Below are 16536 nucleotides of genomic sequence, written 5' to 3' on the forward strand. Positions count from 1 at the left end.
TGAGTTGTTATAGGTGTCTCTTTAATGGTATTTTATAAATATTCCATGCGTTTATGTAAATAATAAATGCAGTACACGTATACTGAAAACTCATAAAAAAATATACATACGATTTTAGAAAATCACATGAGGTGGTAGAAATGAAAAAAATTGGCGTTCTAACAAGTGGAGGAGACTCACCAGGGATGAATCCCGCTATAAGGGCTGTTGTTCGAAAAGCGATTTATCATAACATTGAGGTGTATGGAATTTATGGTGGATATACGGGATTAATTTCAGGTAATATAAAAAAACTCGAGCTTGGATCTGTGGGTGATATTATTCATCGCGGAGGTACCATGTTGCATACTGCAAGATGCCCAGAATTTAAAACACCAGAGGGACAGCAAAAAGGGATTGAACAGTTAAAAGCACATGGAATTGAAGGACTTGTTGTTATTGGCGGAGATGGTTCTTACCGTGGAGCAAGAGCTTTGACACAACAGGGTTATCCTTGTGTAGGTGTACCTGGAACAATTGATAATGATATTCCAGGAACTGAAGTAACGATTGGCTTTGATACGGCATTAAATACCGTTATTGACGCTTTGGATAAAATCCGTGATACAGCTACATCCCATGAAAGAACCTTTGTAATTGAGGTAATGGGCAGGGACGCTGGAGACCTAGCTTTGTATGCTGGATTAGCCGGTGGAGCAGAAACCATTCTTATTCCTGAAGAAGGCTATGATATGGATGAAGTTACAGATAGGCTTCGCAAAGGGCAGGAACGCGGGAAGAAACATAGTATCATAATCGTTGCTGAAGGTGTTTGCAACGGCAATGATTTTGCAAAGCAGCTTAAAGAAGCAACAAACTTTGATACAAGAGTATCTGTACTTGGGCATATTCAACGCGGTGGTTCTCCGACAGCAGCTGACCGAGTGCTGGCAAGCCGATTAGGGGCAAGGGCAGTAGAGTTACTAATTGAAGGTAAAGGCGGACGTGCTGTAGGTATGGAAAGTAATAGGCTTGTTGATTACGACATTGTCGAAGCTTTAGAAAGAAAGCACAACCTAGATCTAGACCTTGTGAAACTTTCAAAAGAATTATCTATCTAAAGTACAGTTGAAATATAGGAGGAAACATAGAATGTTACGTAAAACGAAAATAGTATGTACGATTGGTCCTGCAAGTGAAAGTGTAGAAAAATTAACCCATTTAATCGAAGCAGGTATGAATGTAGCCCGCTTAAACTTCTCACATGGCGACTTTGAAGAGCATGGCCAGCGTATCCAAAATATCCGTGAAGCTTCGAAATTAACTGGAAAAACTGTAGCCATTCTACTTGATACTAAAGGCCCGGAAATACGGACAAATAACATGGTAAATGGAGCAATTGAACTTAAATCAGGGGATAATATTATTCTTTCGATGACGGAAGTAGAAGGTACTACAGAGAAGTTTTCAATTACATACCCAGGATTAATTGATGATGTTCATGTGGGCTCAAAAATATTATTAGATGACGGTCTAATTGGACTAGAAGTCCTTACAATTGATAAGGCACAAAATGAAATTCAAACAAAAATTCTTAACAGTGGAACATTAAAGAACAAAAAAGGTGTCAATGTTCCAGGAGTATCAGTTAAGCTTCCAGGTATTACAGATAAAGATACAAATGATATTATTTTTGGAATTGAGCAGGGTGTGGATTTTATTGCTGCTTCCTTTGTACGCCGAGCTAGCGATGTGTTGGAAATTCGCCAGCTGTTAGAAGAAAAGCAGGCTACACACATCCATATTATTCCTAAGATTGAAAACCAAGAAGGTGTCGATAATATCGATGAAATCCTTGAGGTTTCTGATGGTTTAATGGTCGCTCGTGGAGATTTAGGTGTAGAAATCCCAGCGGAGGAAGTACCACTTGTACAAAAAATGTTAATTAAGAAATGTAATAAACAAGGTAAACCTGTTATTACAGCAACACAAATGCTTGATTCTATGCAGCGTAATCCACGTCCTACACGTGCAGAAGCAAGTGATGTTGCCAATGCGATATTTGATGGTACGGATGCTATTATGCTATCAGGTGAAACAGCAGCAGGAGTTTACCCCGTTGAAGCAGTTCAAACCATGCACAATATTGCTTCAAGAGCCGAACAAGCTTTAGATCACAAAGAAATTTTATCTGCCCGCAGTAAAGAATCAGAACACAATCTTACAGATGCCATTGGTCAGTCTGTTGCTCATACGGCATTAAATCTTGATGTAAATGCCATTATTACACCAACTGAAAGTGGTCACACTGCTAGAATGATTTCAAAATACCGTACGAAGGCGCCAATTGTGGCTGTTACAGCAAACGAGCAGGTATTCCGCCGTTTATCACTTGTTTGGGGTGTTTATCCACAGCTGGGAAGAATCTGCAGTTCTACGGACGAAATGCTTGATAGTGCTGTTGAAGAAAGTGTGAATAGCGGTATCGTCAAACATGGTGATTTAGTGGTTATTACAGCTGGGGTTCCAGTGGGTGAAGCAGGTACAACGAACCTAATGAAGATTCATGTTGTTGGAGATATCATTACTCGAGCACAAGGAATCGGCCGCAAATCTGCATTTGGTAAAGTGGTAATAGCACAAAGTGCACAAGAGGCTATGGAAAAAGTAAAGCCAGGATCGATATTAATTACTTTAGGCTCAGACCGTGATATGATGCCGGCCATTGAAAAATGTGCTGCCCTAATCACACAGGAAGGCGGGTTAACCAGCCATGCTGCAGTTGTGGGGTTAAACCTTGGAATTCCAGTTATTGTTGGTGTGGAAAACGCATTAGAGCTGTTTAGAGATGGTCAAGAAATCACAGTTGACGCATCTAGAGGTGTCATTTATAACGGGCATGCTAGTGTCCTTTAATAACTGAAAGAAGAAGGGGGTTCCCTTCTTTTTTCTTTTTTTTGAGCATGTTTTCATGTATTCGTTATATAATGTATACAAGCTGGTTTGAAGGAGACTTACAAAATGCGCTATTTAGCACTATTAATTATTGTAATACCCGCAATAGATATTGGATTCCTGCTGTTATCAGGTAAAACGATAGGGTTTTTACCAACGATTGCCCTTATTATTTTAACAGGAGTCCTCGGAGCTTATTTAGCAAAGAGAGAAGGACTACAGACGATTAAAAGAGTACAGGAACAGCTTTCATATGGTCAAATTCCTGGAGAATCTCTCCTGGACGGCATTTGTATATTAATTGGGGCTACGCTCCTTCTAACGCCCGGGTTTATTAGCGATTTGTTCGGATTTTTATTGTTGTTTCCCCCGTCTAGAAAGCCTTTTAAATTCTTAATGATTAACGCATTACGTAAGAGAATCGAAAAAGGAAATATAAAAATAATAAAATAAAAACGTCAACTTCCAAATGGAGGTTGACGTTTTTTCTAGTGCTAAAACAAAATTTTGATTTTGGCACAAAGCAACAGCAACAGTTAATATGGCCTATCTCTTAAATTTCTTTACCTTTAATAAATGTCCATAGGTCGTGAAAAACATTTGCACGATAAAGAGTGCTTAAGATAACCAATGTAACAGGACCTGCAATTAACCCAAGGAATCCGATTAATTTAAATCCGACAAACAAGGCAATTAAGGTTGCTAATGGATCTAGTCCAATACTGGACGAAAGGATTTTTGGCTCCATTATTTGTCTTTGAACAATAACAAGTAAATAGAGAACTCCTAATCCGATTGCAAGACCCATTTCCCCTGTAATAATCTCATAAATAATCCATGGTACAAAAACGGCTCCCGTACCAAGATAGGGAATAATATCAACAATACCCGTTATTAAAGCAATTGTAATTGCGTAATCAACCCGGAGGATTAAGAGACCGATTAATATAATCACGGTTGTAATCGAGATGAGAGTCAATTGAGCCTTTAGAAAACCGAATAAAGCCTTCTGCAAGTCGATAAATACAGTTTTACCGCTTGATTTAGCCTTCTCAGGTAAAATGGTACTGCCAAGACGTGAGAATCTGTTCCAATCCTTACTAATAAAGAAGGTAGCTAAGAAAGAGAAAATTAACACCGTTGCGGCATTAGGAAACCATGATAGTATCATTGGTATGTTGCCAAAAAGATTTTGCAGGAAATTGCCAACAGTGGTTCCAATGGTTGTGCCTACATTTTCAATATTCGTGATAATTGTATTTTGCTGCCCATCTTCTAATTGGTTAAACATACTCGTTAATTGATTATAAAGAGGAATTATTTGAGAAGTAATAAACTTCTCAATATAGCTTATTAACGTATCCAAATGCTCCGGAACCACTCTAGCCAGATAATTTGCTCCGGATACAATTTCAGCCACTAATAGCGTGATTAAACCAGCAGCAAAGGCAAAAATGCTGATTAGAGCTATAAAGACTGCTAATCCTCGGGGCATGCGAAGTTTTTTTTCAAAAATGTTAACAATTGGATTGATAAAGAATGCAATTACTAAGGCGATTAGAAATGGATATGTCACTTTTGACAGATAATAAAATGATAGAAATGCGAGGACAACAATGGCGATCACCAAAATGAACCTTATCGTTCGATATAAGTACTTTTTATCCAATAACATGCCTCCTGACTCTCTTATATAGGTAGCTCTAGTTTAACATTTTTTGGACAAAGCTGCATGATTTTCCATACTTAGTTTTCGAAAAAGAAAGGATGAAAAAAATGTTTAATGGCTCATTATTGTTCTTGTTATTGCTATTAATAATTGGACTTATCGTAAAAAACAACTCATTGTTAGTTGCTATTATTGTATTAATCGTATTAAAATTGGGTGGATTAGATTCAAAAACTTTCAGCTTTATCCAGAGCAAAGGAATTAATTGGGGAGTTACCGTAATAACAATTGCTGTATTAGCTCCAATTGCTTCCGGTGAAATTGGTTTTAAGGATTTATCAAGTGCTTTTAAATCACCAATTGCCTGGGTAGCGCTTATTTCTGGTATGCTTGTTGCGCTATTAGCAAAGGGTGGAGTTTCTTTATTAGAACATGACCCGCATATTACAACAGCACTTGTTTTAGGGACCATTCTATCTGTATCCATCTTCAAAGGTGTGGCAGTTGGGCCGCTGATTGGCGCTGGAATAGCTTACACAGCTATGAAAATGATAAATTTTTTTAGTTAGTTTTTTTGTAAAATAATATTTTTTTGAACTTTTCAGCTCCTTTTCGTTCACAAAAATCTGATAATTGTTTATAATAGGACTTGAAAGCGCATCCTTTTTTACATAAGTCACATAAATATGCTAGATTACTTGTAATATAACTTTTTATTAAAGAAAAGTTACTTTGCTTGTTGGACCAATCCCGAGCAAGCGCTCAATCTAGATATTTGTTAAAAAGAGGCGCGCCATAGTCATTCTTAGTCAATGTTTGAAATGAAGAATTTCTTTCAACATAGTTGCGGCCGGTAATTGGGCTTAGCTAATAAAAATACTTCTTTTTACAAATGGGTAATGGGTAATGGGGAATTTAGAATGAGAAGGAGAGATTTCTATGACAGTAACACGTGGTCTTGAAGGGGTAGTGGCAACAACTTCTTCTATCAGTTCAATTATTGATGATACCTTAACGTATGTTGGGTATGACATCGATGATTTGGCTGAAAATGCAAGCTTTGAAGAAGTAATTTATTTATTATGGCATCGCAAATTGCCAACAGAGCCTGAATTAGCAGAATTAAAAAAGCAGCTTTCTGAGAATGCAGCACTTCCAAAAGAAGTGATTGAGCACTTTAAGATGTACCCTATTGAAAAGGTTCATCCAATGGCAGCGCTCCGTTCAGCTGTTTCATTATTAGGACTTTATGATGAAGAAGCAGACTTAATGGATTCAGAGTCAAATTATCAAAAGGCAATTCGACTTCAAGCGAAAATGCCTGCAATTGTAACTACTTTTGCACGTGTTAGAAAAGGTCTTGAACCAATTGCACCAAGAACAGATTTAAGTTTTGCTGCTAACTTCCTTTACATGCTGTCTGGGCAGGAGCCTGACGAGATTGCGGTAAACGCTTTAGACAAAGCACTTGTTTTACATGCAGATCATGAACTTAACGCATCTACATTCACAGCAAGGGTTTGTGTGGCAACATTATCAGATGTTTATTCTGGTGTAACTGCTGCAATTGGAGCACTTAAAGGACCACTACATGGTGGTGCAAACGAAGCAGTAATGAAAATGCTTAAAGAAATTGGTACAATTGAAAATGTTGAGCCATATGTTCGCGAAAAGCTTGAGAAAAAAGAAAAAATTATGGGATTTGGACACCGTGTTTATCGCCAAGGAGATCCTCGTGCCAAGCATTTAAGAGCTATGTCCAAAAAATTAACTGAATTAACTGGCGAACCGCATTGGTATGAAATGTCTGAAAAAATTGAAAGCATTGTCACTGGCGAAAAGAAATTACCGCCAAACGTTGATTTTTACTCAGCATCTATGTATCATAGCTTAGGCATTGACCATGATTTATTTACACCAATTTTTGCAGTAAGCAGGGTTTCTGGATGGCTTGCTCATATTCTAGAACAATATGATAATAACCGTTTAATTCGTCCGCGTGCGGAATATACAGGTCCAGGCATGCAGTCATATGTTCCAATTAAACAAAGAGGGTAATAAAAATAAATATTTTACTTTTTTCAAAAAAATTGTTCTAATAGGATTGTATGAAAAGGTTAAAGATTCAAATTCTTTAACCTTGGATTCAATCTGTATAATGGAAATACTAATTACGAATGGATACATAACAGGAGGGGAACAACTATGCAAGGCAAAAAAATCACAGTAACAAACGGAGTATTAAATGTACCAAACAATCCAATTATCCCATTTATCGAAGGTGACGGTATTGGACCAGATATTTGGGCAGCTTCTGAGAGAGTTTTAAACGCAGCCGTTGAAAAAGCGTATAAGGGCGAGCGCAAATTAGTATGGAAAGAAGTTTTAGCTGGAGAAAAGGCATTTAACCAAACAGGCGAATGGCTGCCAAAAGAAACGCTTGATGTAATCAATGAATATTTGATTGCAATCAAAGGTCCGCTTACAACTCCTGTTGGCGGTGGAATTCGTTCATTGAACGTTGCACTTCGTCAAGAATTAGATTTATTTGTATGCTTACGACCAGTTAGATGGTTTGAAGGTGTCCCTTCACCAGTAAAGCGTCCTCAAGATACTGATATGGTTATCTTCCGTGAAAATACAGAAGATATTTATGCTGGAATCGAATATGAAAAAGGCACAGAAGCCGTTAAGAAAGTAATCGACTTCCTTCAAAACGAAATGGGAGTTAACAAAATTAGATTCCCAGAAACTTCAGGCATTGGTATTAAACCAGTTTCTGAGGAAGGAACATCTCGTCTAGTTCGTGCAGCGATTAACTATGCGATTAAAGAAGGTCGTAAATCAGTTACACTTGTTCACAAAGGAAATATCATGAAATTCACTGAAGGTGCGTTCAAAAACTGGGGTTATGAACTTGCTGAGAAGGAATTTGGTGATAAAGTCTTTACTTGGGCTCAATATGACCGCATTAAGGCTGAAGAAGGAACTGACGCTGCAAACAAAGCACAGGCTGATGCAGAAGCAGCAGGCAAAATCGTGGTTAAAGACGCAATTGCTGATATCTTCTTACAGCAAATCCTTACACGTCCTCGTGAGTTTGATGTTGTTGCTACAATGAACTTAAACGGAGACTTCATTTCTGATGCACTTGCAGCGCAAGTTGGCGGAATTGGAATCGCTCCTGGAGCAAACATCAACTATGAAACTGGACATGCAATTTTTGAAGCAACTCATGGTACTGCACCTAAATATGCAGGACTTGATAAAGTAAACCCTTCATCCGTTATTCTATCAGGTGTATTACTGCTTGAGCACCTTGGCTGGAATGAAGCAGCGAAAATGGTTATTAAATCAGTAGAAAATACGATTGCTTCTAAAGTAGTAACTTATGACTTCGCTCGTTTAATGGACGGAGCAACGGAAGTTAAAACATCTGAATTTGCAGATGAATTAATTAAGAACATGGAATAATAAAGAGCTTTAAGCACCTAGAGGCTAAAATCTACAAGGATAATCAGGGCTGTTTTTAAAACAGCCCTTTCGAATATCGACAATAATACTTTCAAAGGGGAGAGTTTAATATGTCTTTAAAACGTAAAAAGGTTTCCGTAATTGGCGGAGGTTTCACTGGTGCTACAACTGCATTCTTACTTGCACAAAAGGAATTAGGCGATGTCGTTTTAGTTGATATCCCACAAATGGAAAACCCTACAAAAGGAAAAGCATTAGATATGCTTGAAGCAAGTCCAGTTCAAGGGTTCGATGCGAATATCACGGGTACATCTAATTACGAAGATACTCGTGATTCAGATATCGTTGTTATTACGGCAGGTATTGCTCGTAAACCAGGAATGAGCCGTGATGATTTAGTTCAAACAAACCAAAAAGTAATGAAGAGTGTAACGGAGCAAATTGTTAAGTACTCTCCAAACTGTACCATTCTTGTATTAACAAACCCAGTTGACGCCATGACCTACACCGTTTTCAAAACATCTGGATTCCCTAAGAATCGTGTTATTGGTCAATCTGGTGTCCTTGATACAGCTCGTTTCCGTACATTTGTCGCACAGGAATTAAATCTTTCTGTTAAAGATATTACCGGGTTTGTTTTAGGCGGACACGGTGATGATATGGTTCCACTTGTACGTTATTCTTATGCTGGCGGTATTCCATTAGAAACGTTAATCCCTAAAGACCGTTTAGAAGCTATTGTCGAGCGTACTAGAAAAGGCGGCGGCGAAATTGTTAACCTTTTAGGAAATGGCAGTGCTTATTACGCTCCGGCAGCTTCCCTAGTTGAAATGTGCGAAGCTATTCTTAAAGACCAGCGTCGTGTGCTTCCTTCTATCGCTTACCTTGAAGGGGAATTTGGTTACGAGGGCATCTATCTTGGAGTTCCAACTATCCTTGGTGCAAATGGAATTGAAAAAGTAATCGAGCTTGATCTGACTGCTGAAGAAAAAGCAGCTCTAGATAAATCGGTTGAATCTGTTCAAAATGTCATGAAAGTTTTAGTGTAAGATAGACAAATTCGGGGAAAATTTTCCCCGAATTTTTTCCACTATAAATGAAACCGTTTGCAAAGGAGCGTAAAGGAATGCTTTTAGGAAAAAAAAGAAAACTAGGCAGGGAAATTAAAGAAATTTCAGTTGGAGAAAAATTAGCCTTAACAGAAAAAGTTGAAGATAAAGACATACTCCTTTATTTAGGTTTAACGGATGACGCCAATCCTCTCTATATTCAGCATGATTACGCATCTCAAACACCCCATAAAAAGCCGATTGTTCCAAGTATTATGCTGACAGGAATGATTACCTCGGCTGTTTCTAAGTACTTACCAGGGCCAGGCAGTCATATCGTTAGCCAGGAAATCCATTTTCCAAAGCCGGTTTATCATTACGGTACTGTCCATTTATTGTTAGAAATTGTTGAAGTGAATCGAGATGATCACACCGTGATGATGACGGTAGTAGGTACAAATGAAAAAGACGAAGTAGTGATGAATGGAAAACTTAAGGTTTGTCCTCCTTATCGCATAGGCGGAATGGATGCGGAAGTTTTAGATAATTTTTAAAATCATCAAGGAATGTTACCCACATTCCTTTTTTTCGTTTCAAGGTTGATAGTGGGTATTCTTTTTATTTCTATATTATAATGGAGGGAGGTTGCGAAATAGATAAAACTCTCGGAGGTATTTATGAAAAACAAGGTACTAGTTGTAGACGATGAACAGTCGATTCTAACTTTGCTTCAATATAATTTGGAACAAGCTGGTTTTGACGTAATCACGGCAATGGATGGTTTAACAGGCAAACAATTAGCTGAAAGTATGGCACCTGATATTATTGTTTTAGATTTAATGCTTCCGAAAATGGATGGTATCGAAGTATGCAAAGATCTCAGGCAACAAAAGATAATGATTCCAATCCTGATGTTAACAGCGAAGGATGATGAGTTTGATAAAATTTTGGGTCTAGAGCTAGGTGCAGATGATTATATGATTAAGCCATTTAGTCCAAGAGAAGTGGTTGCGAGAGTGAAAGCCATCTTAAGAAGAGTTCAAATACAAACAATTAGTAATGAAGTGGACCAAACCGAGGGCTCAATGATTACCATCGGAAATCTCCAAATCTTCCCAGAGAAATATGAAGCTTATTTTAAGAATGAACAATTAGAATTAACCCTAAAGGAATACGAATTGCTGCATTATTTAGCTCAAAATAAAAATCGCGTTTTAACTCGCGATCAATTATTAAGTGCGGTTTGGAATTATGAATTTGCTGGCGATACTCGTATTGTAGATGTCCATATTTCGCATCTTCGTGAAAAAATTGAAGCGGATACGAAAAAACCAACTTATATTAAAACAGTTAGGGGACTAGGATATAAACTCGAGGAGCCGAAGGTTGAATGAATAAATTCCACACAAAACTTCTTTTTGCCCTAATAATGCTAATTATTATTGGCTTAATTGGTTTGGAAATTTTGTTAGGTCAGCTTTTTAAAAATAACTACTTGGATACATACAATGAACGCTTGAATAAAGAAAGCAATTTTCTAAGTATGTATATTGAAAATAACGGCGGAGTCCAGTCAATCGATCATGAGGAAGTATTGAGAATAAGTAAAATACTTAATGTGAGACTTGCAATCACCGACACTAAAGGGATTCTCCTTTTGGACAGTGGTGAAATGGAGAAATCAAATACTAACGGGATAAAAGAAAATATCAATGAAGTAATAAAAGAAAAACCAAATAATGAAACCAAGCTAGTGGAGCATGAGGATTATGACTTACACTACTCGTGGAAACCCGTTTTAAAAGCAGGGCAGAAAGAAGGTTACCTGTTTGTTATCACAAAAACGGATGAGCTCAAAAAAGCATATGGGCAAATTTGGTGGATTCTATCCATTAGCTTAGTTATAGTGCTGATTGTCTTTATTTATCTTGGTTACAGAATAACATCGAGATATATGAAGCCAATAGAAGCAGCCACGAATGTAGCCATAGAATTGGCAAATAGAAATTACCGGGCTAGGATAGAAAGTAATGAATTAAACGAAACGAGTAAGTTAACCTCTTCCATAAACATTTTGGCGCAAAACTTACAAGAAATGAGTAAAGCTCAAGAAATACAGCAAGACCGTTTAAGTGCACTGATTGAAAATATGGGAGCCGGACTGCTATTAATTGATAGCAGGGGGTTCGTCAATTTAATTAATAAGGGATATGTAGAGATCTTTCGAGTGGATGCAGAGGATTCCTTAAATAAATTATATTACGAGGTCATTGAGCAAGAAGAAATCTGTCATATTATAGCGGAAGTTTTCCGGACCGAGCAAAAAGTCAGGAAACATCTTTTGCTTCCATTGGGAATTGAGAGAAGATACTTTGATGTTTATGGAATCCCCATTATCGGTATAAATAATGCTTGGAAAGGTGTTCTCCTAGTTTTTCATGACATCACGGAAATTAAAAAGCTTGAACAAATGAGAAAAGATTTTGTAGCGAATGTTTCACATGAATTGAAAACGCCTGTTACCTCCATAAAAGGTTTTTCTGAAACGTTGATGGATGGTGCGATGAATAATCCAGATACACTGGAAGCATTTTTATCCATTATCAATAAAGAAAGCAATCGGATGCAGTCCCTGATTCAGGATTTACTCGATTTTTCTAAAATTGAACAGCAGGAATTCAAGTTGAACATTCAGGACTTTGACCTCTATGAACTGATAAAAGAAGTTATTACGATGCTTGATAAAAAAGCAAAGTCAAAAGATGTTCGTCTAGAACATGAGTTTAATAGGGAAGAATTATATATACAAGGTGACCATGATCGCTTAAAGCAGGTATTTATTAATATCATAAGCAATGCAATTCTGTATACTCCGTCAAATGGGTATGTAAAAGTATCTCTTTTTGAATATGAAAAGACTGTGAAGGTCCATATAAAGGATACAGGTGTTGGAATCAAGCAAGAGGAAATTCCTCGTATTTTCGAACGGTTCTATCGTGTTGACCGTGCGAGAAGCAGGGACTCCGGCGGGACTGGTCTTGGATTGGCAATTGTAAAACATCTAGTTGAAGCACATCATGGCAACATCAGAGTGATAAGCGCCCCTGGAGAAGGCAGTGAATTTATCATCGAATTACATAAGTATATGAAATAACCTGGAAGGGGTAAATGGATGGAAAAGAAGAAATTAGTATTAATAGACGGGAATAGTATTGCTTACCGTGCGTTTTTTGCACTGCCCCTCTTAAATAACGATAAAGGCATACACACAAATGCAGTATATGGTTTTACCATGATGCTTAATAAGATAATGGAGGATGAAAAGCCAACCCATATCCTAGTGGCATTTGATGCAGGGAAAACAACATTCCGGCATAAGACGTTTGGTGAATATAAGGGCGGCAGACAAAAAACACCGCCAGAATTATCCGAACAATTCCCTTATATTCGTGAGCTTTTGGATGTTTACGGAATAAAACGCTATGAGCTTGAAAACTATGAGGCTGATGACATTATTGGAACGCTTGTCTTATCAGCAGAAAAAGAAGGCTATGAAATTAAAGTCATTTCGGGAGATAAAGATTTAACGCAGCTATCCTCTGAACATACGACGGTTGGTATTACCCGGAAAGGTATTACTGATATCGAGGAGTACACACCTGCTCATGTAATGGAAAAGTATGGCTTAATTCCTGAGCAAATTATTGATATGAAGGGGTTAATGGGCGATCCTTCAGATAATATCCCAGGTGTACCTGGTGTTGGAGAAAAAACAGCGATTAAGTTGCTGAAGGAATTTTCAACCTTAGAAAAATTACTTGATTCTATCGATCAAGTGACGGGAAATAAGTTAAAGGAAAAGCTAGAAGAATTTAAAGAACAAGCAAAAATGAGCAAGGAGCTTGCTACGATTGAAAGGCAGGCCCCAGTAGAAGTAACTGTAGAAAATGCTCTTTACGAGGGATTTGAAAGAGAAAAATTAGTGGCTTTATATAAAGAGCTGGGCTTTCATTCATTGTTGGAAAAGCTGGGTGGAGACGCAGCAAGCATTGAACAGCTTGAACTTGAAGATATTGAGTTTATCACACCAGATGTGATAACAGATGATTTGTTTGCTGAGGATAATTACTTTTATGTTGAAATGCTTGAGGATAATTATCATTATGCCGATATTATTGGTTTTTCACTTGTAAATGAAAATGGATATTACTACTTCCCAACTGAGTTAGCGACGCAATCTCAGAGCTTTAAAAACTGGGCGGAAGACGAAACAAAAAAGAAAACCGTCTATGATGCAAAGCGGACGGAGGTAGCTTTAAGAAGGTATGATATCCATTTAAAAGGGGTTAATTTTGATACATTAATGGCTTCCTATATTATTAACCCTTCCGAAACCATTGATGATATTTCAACCATCGCAAAAAAGTATGGGATCCAATTCCAATCTGATGAATCCTTTTATGGAAAAGGGGCTAAGCGGAAAATACCTGAAGCAATGCTAACAGCTGAGCACCTTGTTCGAAAGAGCCTTGCTATGTATGATTTGAAACAAAAACTGGAAGACGAGTTAAAAACAAACGAACAATATGAATTGTTTACTGAGCTTGAGATGCCATTATCACTCATTTTAGCGGATATGGAATCTTGTGGAATTAAGGTTGACAGTGAACGCCTCCAGAGGATGGGCAGCGAAATTCATGATAGACTGATCGAAATCGAAGGAAACATTTATGATTTGGCTGGGGAGAAGTTCAATATTAATTCTACCAAGCAATTGGGTGTCATTTTATTTGAAAAATTAAACCTGCCATCCTTTAAGAAAACGAAAACAGGTTATTCTACTTCAGCTGATGTTTTGGAGAAACTAGCAAATGATCATGAAATCATTGACCACATTCTTCATTACAGGCAATTAGGGAAGCTTCAGTCAACCTATATTGAGGGTTTACTAAAGGTGATTAATCCAAAAACGGGTAAAATTCATACACGATATCAACAGACCTTAACATCAACAGGCAGATTAAGCTCAATTGATCCAAACCTACAGAACATCCCGATTCGATTAGAGGAAGGACGGAAAATCCGCCAAGCCTTTGTACCTTCAGAGCCAGGTTGGATTATCTTTGCGGCTGATTATTCACAAATTGAACTAAGGGTTCTGGCCGATATTGCCGGTGATGATAAATTGATTCAGGCATTTAAGGATGACCTCGACATCCACACAAAAACAGCGATGGATGTTTTCCATGTGAGTGCCGACGAGGTAACCTCCAATATGAGGAGGCAGGCAAAGGCGGTTAACTTTGGTATTGTCTATGGAATAAGTGATTATGGTCTATCACAGAGCCTTGGGATTACACGAAAGGAAGCGGGTCTGTTTATTGACCGTTATTTAGCCAGCTACCCTGGAGTGAAAGAGTATATGGACGATATCATCCATTCCGCTAAACAAAAAGGCTTTGTGGCGACCCTTCTGCAAAGAAGAAGATATATTCCTGAGATTACTCATCGGAATTTTAACATCAGAAGTTTTGCGGAGAGAACGGCAATGAACACACCAATTCAGGGCAGTGCAGCTGATATTATCAAAAAAGCAATGATTGATATGGTTGAAGCGTTGAAGGATTATGGGTTAAAAACTAGACTGCTTCTCCAAGTACACGATGAACTCATATTTGAAGCACCAGAAGAGGAAATCGAAACACTGAAGAAATTAGTTCCTGATGTTATGGAAAATGCACTCGAATTAAAAGTACCATTAAAAGTAGACTATTCTTATGGACCAACATGGTTTGACGCCAAATAGAAAACACACTGCAGCCAGATTAGCATGGTAAGGAGGACGGTATGCCGGAACTTCCAGAAGTTGAAACCGTAAGAAAAACATTAAAAAGTCTTGTTACCTATAAACAAATTGAGAATATTACCATTCACTGGCCGAAAATTATTAAAAATCCAGTTGATGTTGAACAATTTGCCGACGCCCTTAAAGGAGAAACAATTGAGGATGTTGGCAGACGAGGAAAGTTTTTAATCATTTATACAAATACCTTTGCCTTAGTTTCCCATTTAAGAATGGAAGGAAAGTACGGGCTTTATCCAAAAGAAGAACCATATGACAAGCATACCCATGTCATTTTTCATTTTACAGATGGAACTGAATTACGGTATCGAGATGTTCGTAAGTTTGGAACTATGCATTTGTATAAAAAGGGGGAGGAATTTCTAAAGCCTCCGCTGATTGACCTTGGGCCAGAGCCGTTCTCAGAAGAGTTCACAAAGGAGTATTTATCTGAGAAGCTGAAAAAGACTACCAGAAAGCTAAAACCTGCACTCTTAGATCAAAAGCTATTTGTCGGACTAGGCAATATCTATGTAGATGAGGCTCTGTTCCGGTCTGGAATTCATCCGGAAAGGCTCGCTAATTCTTTGAGTGAAGCTGAATTAACATTACTGCATCAAGAAATTATTAAGACTTTAGATGAGGCCGTTCAAAAAGGAGGAAGTACCATTCGCTCTTATGTTAACTCACAAGGGGAAATTGGTATGTTCCAGCTTGAATTATATGCCTACGGACGCAAAGGGGAAGAATGTAAAAAGTGCGGAACCCCGCTCGAAAAAACGACGGTTGGCGGCCGCGGAACGCATTATTGTCCAAGCTGCCAAAAGCTTTAATCAGTAGAAGTGTTATGACAATTTAATAACAAAGGATAGGCTCCTCCCATATACTATCGTAGTGATTGACGGAAGGAGCCCTAGACATCATGTTTCAAATGTTCTCACTTCTCCTGCTGGCTTTTGCTCTCAGTCTTGATAGCTTTAGCGTAGGGTTTACGTATGGCCTAAGAAAAATGGTACTGCCAATTAAATCATTGCTCATTATTGCAACCTGTTCAGCTACCTCATTAATGATTGCGGTGTCAATCGGTCATGCCCTGGAAAAAATCTTATCCCCTGCTATCACAGCAAGCCTCGGGGGATTTATCTTAATCGCTCTAGGCGCATGGGTATTGTATCAATTTTTTAGACCAGAAAAAGAAAAGGATACAGAGCTGCTCGAACATGAAAAGCTGATAATTAATTTTGAAATCCGCTCACTTGGAATTGCGATTAATATATTAAGAAAACCAATGTCAGCGGACTTTGATCGTTCGGGTACCATTACTGGAATCGAGGCATTCATGCTTGGTTTTGCCTTATCCATTGATGCGTTTGGTGCTGGAATTGGAGCTGCGATGCTTGGATTCTCTCCCTTTTATTTAGCTGTCAGTGTTGCTGTTATGAGTTCTTTATTTCTATCTTTAGGAATAAAGAGCGGTGCTTTTTTTCATAAATTTAATTGGGTCCAAAAGTATACCTTTTTACCAGGGATTTTATTAATTATTATTGGTATTTGGAAATTATGATAAT

14 protein-coding genes are annotated in these 16536 nt (G+C 37.9%); 13 read left to right on the plus strand and 1 reads right to left on the minus strand.

The window, feature by feature from the left end:
• The first annotated feature begins 140 nt into the window (after nt 1-140).
• From pfkA to M3189_RS12625, 3 genes are all read left to right on the plus strand, one after another.
• Nucleotides 141-1100: a 6-phosphofructokinase gene (gene pfkA / locus M3189_RS12615; RefSeq protein ID WP_251634432.1), complete on the plus strand. Its 960-nt coding sequence runs from the start codon at nt 141-143 to the stop codon at nt 1098-1100.
• Nucleotides 1101-1131: 31 nt separating this feature from the next.
• Nucleotides 1132-2895: a pyruvate kinase gene (gene pyk, locus M3189_RS12620; RefSeq protein ID WP_251634433.1), complete on the plus strand. Its 1764-nt coding sequence runs from the start codon at nt 1132-1134 to the stop codon at nt 2893-2895.
• 105 nt (nt 2896-3000) lie between these two features.
• Entirely contained in the window at nt 3001-3387 is a 387-nt protein-coding gene (locus tag M3189_RS12625; RefSeq protein ID WP_251634434.1) for an FxsA family protein, read from the plus strand.
• Nucleotides 3388-3487: 100 nt separating this feature from the next.
• Here the strand turns inward: M3189_RS12625 and ytvI are convergent, their stop codons facing one another.
• Nucleotides 3488-4603: a sporulation integral membrane protein YtvI gene (gene ytvI, locus M3189_RS12630; protein ID WP_251634435.1), complete on the minus strand. Its 1116-nt coding sequence runs from the start codon at nt 4601-4603 to the stop codon at nt 3488-3490.
• 107 nt (nt 4604-4710) lie between these two features.
• Here ytvI and M3189_RS12635 point away from each other — a divergent pair, with 107 nt between their 5' ends.
• The 10 genes from M3189_RS12635 (at nt 4711) to ytaF (ending at nt 16532) form a co-directional block, all read left to right on the plus strand.
• The gene (locus M3189_RS12635) at nt 4711-5172 is read left to right on the plus strand and encodes a DUF441 domain-containing protein (RefSeq protein ID WP_251634436.1); all 462 of its coding nucleotides are present in this window, start codon (nt 4711-4713) and stop codon (nt 5170-5172) included.
• 370 nt (nt 5173-5542) lie between these two features.
• A complete protein-coding gene (citZ, locus tag M3189_RS12640; protein ID WP_251634437.1) occupies nt 5543-6661 on the plus strand; it encodes a citrate synthase in 1119 nt (372 codons plus the stop codon).
• Between the two features lie 147 nt (nt 6662-6808).
• Nucleotides 6809-8077, plus strand: coding sequence for an NADP-dependent isocitrate dehydrogenase (gene icd / locus M3189_RS12645; protein ID WP_251634438.1), 1269 nt, complete (start codon nt 6809-6811; stop codon nt 8075-8077).
• Nucleotides 8078-8187: 110 nt separating this feature from the next.
• Entirely contained in the window at nt 8188-9126 is a 939-nt protein-coding gene (mdh, locus tag M3189_RS12650) for a malate dehydrogenase (protein ID WP_251634439.1), read from the plus strand.
• A 77-nt stretch (nt 9127-9203) separates the two neighbouring features.
• Nucleotides 9204-9680, plus strand: a complete 477-nt coding sequence (locus M3189_RS12655; RefSeq protein ID WP_251634776.1) for a MaoC/PaaZ C-terminal domain-containing protein — start codon at nt 9204-9206, stop codon at nt 9678-9680.
• Between the two features lie 123 nt (nt 9681-9803).
• Nucleotides 9804-10520, plus strand: coding sequence for a response regulator transcription factor (locus tag M3189_RS12660; protein ID WP_251634440.1), 717 nt, complete (start codon nt 9804-9806; stop codon nt 10518-10520).
• Nucleotides 10517-12280 carry a two-component system histidine kinase PnpS gene (gene pnpS, locus M3189_RS12665; RefSeq protein WP_251634441.1) on the plus strand — a complete coding sequence of 588 codons (1764 nt, stop codon included), beginning with the start codon at nt 10517-10519 and terminating at the stop codon, nt 12278-12280. The genes M3189_RS12660 and pnpS overlap by 4 nt, the downstream gene beginning before the upstream one ends.
• Before the next feature lie 18 nt (nt 12281-12298).
• A complete protein-coding gene (gene polA / locus M3189_RS12670) occupies nt 12299-14932 on the plus strand; it encodes a DNA polymerase I (protein ID WP_251634442.1) in 2634 nt (877 codons plus the stop codon).
• A gap of 41 nt (nt 14933-14973) precedes the next feature.
• Nucleotides 14974-15801: a DNA-formamidopyrimidine glycosylase gene (gene mutM / locus M3189_RS12675; RefSeq protein ID WP_251634443.1), complete on the plus strand. Its 828-nt coding sequence runs from the start codon at nt 14974-14976 to the stop codon at nt 15799-15801.
• 89 nt (nt 15802-15890) lie between these two features.
• A complete protein-coding gene (gene ytaF / locus M3189_RS12680; RefSeq protein ID WP_251634444.1) occupies nt 15891-16532 on the plus strand; it encodes a sporulation membrane protein YtaF in 642 nt (213 codons plus the stop codon).
• The last annotated feature ends 4 nt before the right edge of the window (nt 16533-16536 follow it).

This window comes from Neobacillus niacini (genome assembly GCF_023715415.1).
Lineage (GTDB): Bacteria > Bacillota > Bacilli > Bacillales > Cytobacillaceae > Neobacillus > Neobacillus niacini_C.